General features: G+C 71.6%; 1 protein-coding gene. It reads right to left on the bottom strand.

The annotated features are described in order from the left end of the window. Positions 1-5,320, bottom strand: a 5,320-nt coding sequence (locus ACZ34W_RS38290; RefSeq protein WP_465611072.1) for an amino acid adenylation domain-containing protein, incomplete at both ends; no start/stop codon positions are given.

The following is a 5,320-nucleotide window of genomic DNA, read 5'->3' as shown; positions in this document are numbered from 1 at the left end:
GCGGCGCCGGCCTTCCAGACGCCGAGGAGGGTGGGGACGAGGTCGGGGCCGCGCTCCAGGCAGACGCCGACGAGGACGTCCGGTCCGGCGCCGAGGGTGAGCAGGTGGTGGGCGATGCGGTTGGCGCGTTCGTCGACCTCGCGGAAGGTGAGGCGGACGTCCCCGGCGATGACGGCGACCGCGTCGGGCGTGGCCTGCGCCTGGGCTTCGATCAGGTCGACGGTCAGGCCCTGCGGCCAGTCGACGGGGTCGCCCGCGGCCCAGGTCGTGAGCTGGGTGCGCTCGGTCTCGGGCAGGTGGGAGAGGGTCGCGTCGCCGTTGGGGTCGGCGGCCATCGCCTCCAGGACCAGCCGGTAACGCTCACCCAGCAGGCCCAGCCACTCCCGACCCACCCCGGCGGTCGGGGCACTGAGGTTCACCCGGTCCGGGCGGGCCAGCACGTTGAGGGCGAACTCGTTGGCGCCGTCGCCCAGCGAGCCATCGGTATCGATGGGGCCGTCGTCGACGAGGTGGAAGTCCAGGTACTCGAAGAGGATCGAGACCAGGTCGCCGGAGTTGCCGGCGGCGCGCTGGACGGCGGGCAGCGGGTAGCGGCGGTGGGACCAGATGGCGGTCTCGGTGGCGTAGGTCCGCTCGACCAGCTCACGCCAGGTCTTCGCGCCCCGAGTGGTCGGGAACGGCAGGGTGTTGAGGTGCATGCCGAGCACCCGGTCGGCGCCCGGTGCCTCCATCCGGCCGTGGTAGACCACGCCGGTGTGGAAGGCGTCCTCGGCCGTCAGGCTGCCGAGCACCTTGAGGTGCGCGGCCAGCAGCACGCTCTTGAGCGAGGTCTTGGCGGCGGTGGCCAGTCGGGTCAGTCCGTCCTTGAGGTCCAGGAACGGGACCGGGACACCGTGGCGCTCGTTCCCGTGGCGCTCGCCCTCACCCCAGGAACCGGGCAGGACCAGCGGGCTGTGGGCATCGACGAGCTGCTGCCAGAAGGCCTGGGTGGCCGGGTCGGCCAGCGCGGTCTGCTCGGCGGCGATGAAGTCCGCGTAGCGGACCGCCGGCACCTCGTAGGCGGTCGGCTGCTCGCCGTTCCGCAGGCTGCGGTAGAGGGTCACGATCTCCATCGCCAGGGTGTGGTAGCTCCACCCCTCGGTGACGGCATGGATATGACTGAACGTCAGGCGCCAGCTCTGGTCCGACTCGACGTGTGCGGCGATGCGCAGCAGCGGGGCGGCGGTCAGGTCGAAGCCCGTCGCCCGCTCCTGCTCGACGTAGGCGGTCGTGCGCTCCGCGACCTCGGCCTCGGTCAGTCCGCGCAGGTCGTGCGTGGTGATCGGGACCTCGGCCGTGGCGTGGACGAGCTGGAGGGGCTGGCTGTAGCCGTCCAGGTGCATCGAGGTGCGCAGGATGTCGTGCCGGGCGACCACCGTGTCGACGGCCTGGCGCAGGACGTCCGGCGAGAACGACAACGCGTCCGGCAGGCGGAACGAGTTGATGTTCCGGTAGGTGCTGCCGCCCTGTGCCGCGAGCATCTCGACGAGCATGCCGGTCTGGATCTGGGAGAGCGGGTAGGCGTCGACGATGTCGGCCGGGAGGGCCGCGCGGTCGTCGTCGCCGATGAGGGCGAAGGGCTGGACGGCAGTGATCAGGGACTCGCCGGTGCCGTCACCGACCGCGATCGCCATGGCGGCGATGGTGCGCTGCTGGAAGACGTCCGGGATGGTGATGTCGTAGCCGGCGGCGCGCAGGGCGCCGACGAGGCGGACGGCGCGGATGGAGTCGCCGCCGAGGTCGAAGAAGCTGTCCTCGACACCGACCTGGGGCAGGCCGAGGACCTCGGCCCAGACCGCGGCCAGGCGCTCCTCGACCGGAGTGCGCGGGGCGGTGTAGCCGGTGGTGCTGAAGGCGTCCAGGTCGGGCGCGGGGAGGGCGCGGGTGTCGGCCTTGCCGTTGGTGGTCAGCGGAATCGTGTCCAGGGTGACGAACGCGGCCGGGACCATGTACTCGGGCAGTGAGGTCCCGAGGTGGGTGCGGAGCGCGGTCGTGTCGAGGACGGTGTCGGTGGCCGGGACGACGTAGGCGACGAGCATCTTCTCGCCGTTGGTGTGGCTGTCGCGAACGGTGACGACGCTCTGGCGGACGGTGGGGTGTTGGGTGAGCGCGGCTTCGATTTCGCCCAGTTCGATGCGGTAGCCACGGATCTTGACCTGCTTGTCGATCCGGCCGAGGGATTCGAGGGTGCCGTCGGGCAGGCGCAGGGCGAGGTCGCCGGAGCGGTAGAGCCGGGAGCCGGCGGGTCCGTGGGGGTTGGGGAGGAAGCGTTCGGCGGTGAGTGCGGGGCGGTTGAGGTAGCCGCGGGCGACGGCGGGGCCGGTGACGTGGATCTCGCCGGGGACGCCGGTCGGGACGAGGTGTCCCCGGGCGTCGAGGAGGTGGATGGCGGTGTCGTCCATCGGGGAGCCGACGGGGCTGTGCGCGGTCCGGGTGACGTCGGTGTCGGTGATGCGGTGGTAGGTGGAGTGCACGGTGGTCTCGGTGATGCCGTACATGTTGACGAGTGCGGTGTGCTGGGTGCCGACGCGGTCGGTCCAGGGGCGCAGTTCGATCATTTCGAGGCGTTCGCCGGCGAAGACGACGGCACGCAGGGCGAGTTCGTCGACCCGGGGGTCGTTGTCGGCGGCGAGCTGGGTGAGGGTGCGGAACGCGGAGGGGGTCTGGCAGAGGATGGTGGCCTGTTCGGTGGTGAGCAGGTCGAGCATGTCGTGCGGGGAGCGGGCGATCGCGGAGGGAACGACGACGAGTCGGCCGCCATGGAGGAGGGCGCCCCACATCTCCCAGACGGAGACGTCGAAGGCGTAGGAGTGGAAGAGCGGCCAGACGTCGGTGGGGCCGAAGTGGTAGTTCTCGCGGGTGGCGGTGAACAGGCGGGCGACGTTGGCGTGGGTGAGGCTGACGCCCTTGGGCAGGCCGGTGGAGCCCGAGGTGTAGATGACGTAGATCAGATTGTCCGGACGGACACCGGTGACCGGCGGGGTCGCCGGGCACGCGTTGATCTCCCGCTCGTGGACGTCGACGAGCACACGGGTCCCGGTGAACTCCAGCTCTTCCAGGGCGGAGTGGGTGACGAGCAGGTCGGCCTTGGCGTCGGCCAGCATGTAGGCGAGGCGGTCGGCGGGGTTGGCCGGGTCGAGCGGCAGGTAGGCGGCGCCGGACTTCAGGATGCCCAGCAGGGCCGGGATGAGGTCGGGTCCGCGCTCCAGCGAGAGGCCGACGATCCGCTCGGGGCCGGCGCCGAGGGCGATGAGGTGGTGGGCGATACGGTTCGCCCGCTCGTCCAGCTCCGCGTAGGTCAGGCTCTGATCGCTACTGGTCAGCGCGATGGCGTCCGGGGTGCGGGCGGCCTGGGCGGCGAACAGCTCGTGGACGCAGTCCTCGACCGGCTGCTCGACGGCGGTGTTCCAGGTGCCGAGCAGTCGGGAGAGTTCGTCGGCCGGGAGGTGGGCGGCGCGGGCGTCGCCGTCGGCGTCGGCGGCCATCGCCTCCAGCACCGACCGGTACATCGCGCCCAGCCGCTCCAGGTTCGCCGCGGTGAAGAACTCCGTCGAGCTGCTCAGGTTGACGTGCCCGCCCTGCGGGATCGCCATCAGCGCAAACTCGTTCGAACCGCCCGCCATGGTGGCCTCGACATCGACGGAGTCGGTGTCGACCTGGTGGAAGTCGTGGTGGTCGAAGAGGACGGTGAGCAGGTCGCGGGAGCTGCCGGCGGCGCGCTGGATGGCGGGCAGCGGGTAGCGGCGGTGGGACCAGATGGCGGTCTCGATGGCGTAGGTCCGCTCGATCAGTTCGCGCCAGGTCTTCGCGCCCCGGTCGGTCGGGAAGGGCAGGGTGTTGAGGTGCATGCCGAGCACCCGGTCGGAGCCGGGGGCCTCCAGGCGGCCGTGGTAGACCACGCCGGTGTGGAAGGCGTCCTCGGCGGTGAGGCTGCCCATCACCTTGAGGTGGGCGGCCAGCATGACGCTCTTGAGCGAGGTCCTCGCCTCGGCCGCGAGCCTGCGCAAGCCGTCCTCCAGGTCCGCGAACGGCACCCGGACCCCGAGGCGCTCGCCCGGCTCACCGCCCCAGGTGGCGGGCAGCACCAGCGGGCTGTGGGCGTCGACGACGCGCTGCCAGAAGGCCTGGGTCGCCGGGTCGGAGAGCGCGGTCTGCTCGGCGGCGACGAAGTCGGCATAGCGCACCGGAACCGGCTCGTGGGCCGCCGGCTCAAGGCCGTCCCGCAGTGCCCGGTAGGCGCCGTGGAGCTCCATCAGCAGCGAGTTGAGCGTCCAGCCGTCGCTGACCGCGTGGTTGTGGCTGATCGTCAGGCGCCACGCCCGGTCGGACTCGACGTGTGCCGCGAACCGCAGCAGCGGAGCCGTCGTGAGCTCGAACCCGCGGGCCCGCTCCTCCTCGGCGTAGGCGAGCGCACGCTCCGTGATCTCGGCCTCGGTCAGACCGCGCAGGTCGTACACGGCCACCGGTGCCTCGGTGGCGGCGTGGACGAGTTGGAGGGGCTGGCTGTAGCCGTCCAGGTGCATGGAGGTGCGCAGGATGTCGTGCCGGGCCACCACCGTGTCGACGGCGCGGCGGAAGGCCTCGGCGTCGAACGGCTGCGGGTCGGGCAGCCGGAAGGAGTCGATGTTGTGGTAGACCGCACGGTCGACCGCGGACATGACCTCCACCAGGATGCCGGTCTGCGCCTGGGAGAGCGGGTAGGCGTCGACGATGTCGGCCGGGAGGGCCGCGCGGTCGTCGTCGCCGATGAGGGCGAAGGGCTCGACGGCGGTGATCAGGGACTCGCCGGTGCCGTCACCGATCCGGGCCGCGAGGGCGGCGATGGTGCGCTGCTGGAAGACGTCCGGGATGGTGATGTCGTAGCCGGCGGCGCGGAGGGCTCCGGTGAGGCGGACGGCGCGGATGGAGTCGCCGCCGAGGTCGAAGAAGCTGTCCTCGACGCCGACCTGGGGCAGGCCGAGGACCTGGGCCCAGACCGCGGCGAGGCGTTCCTCGACGGGGGTGCGGGGGGCGGTGCGGTTACTGGTGGTGAAGGCGTCCAGGTCCGGGGCCGGGAGGGCGCGGCGGTCGGTCTTGCCGCTGCTGTTGAGGGGGATGGCGTCGAGGGTGACGAACGCCGCGGGGATCATGTATTCGGGGAGGGTGGTGGCGAGTTCGCGGCGCACGGTGGTGAGGTCGAACCCGGTGTTGTCGGTGACGAGGTAGGCGAGGAGGGTGTCGTCGCGGACGATGGCGACGGCCTGGTGGATGTGGTCCAGGGCGGTGAGGGCGGTTTCGATCT

Source organism: Kitasatospora sp. NPDC022856, assembly GCF_055561235.1.
Note: the sequence above shows the minus strand (reverse complement) of the source record. Positions and strands in the feature narration are given on the sequence as shown.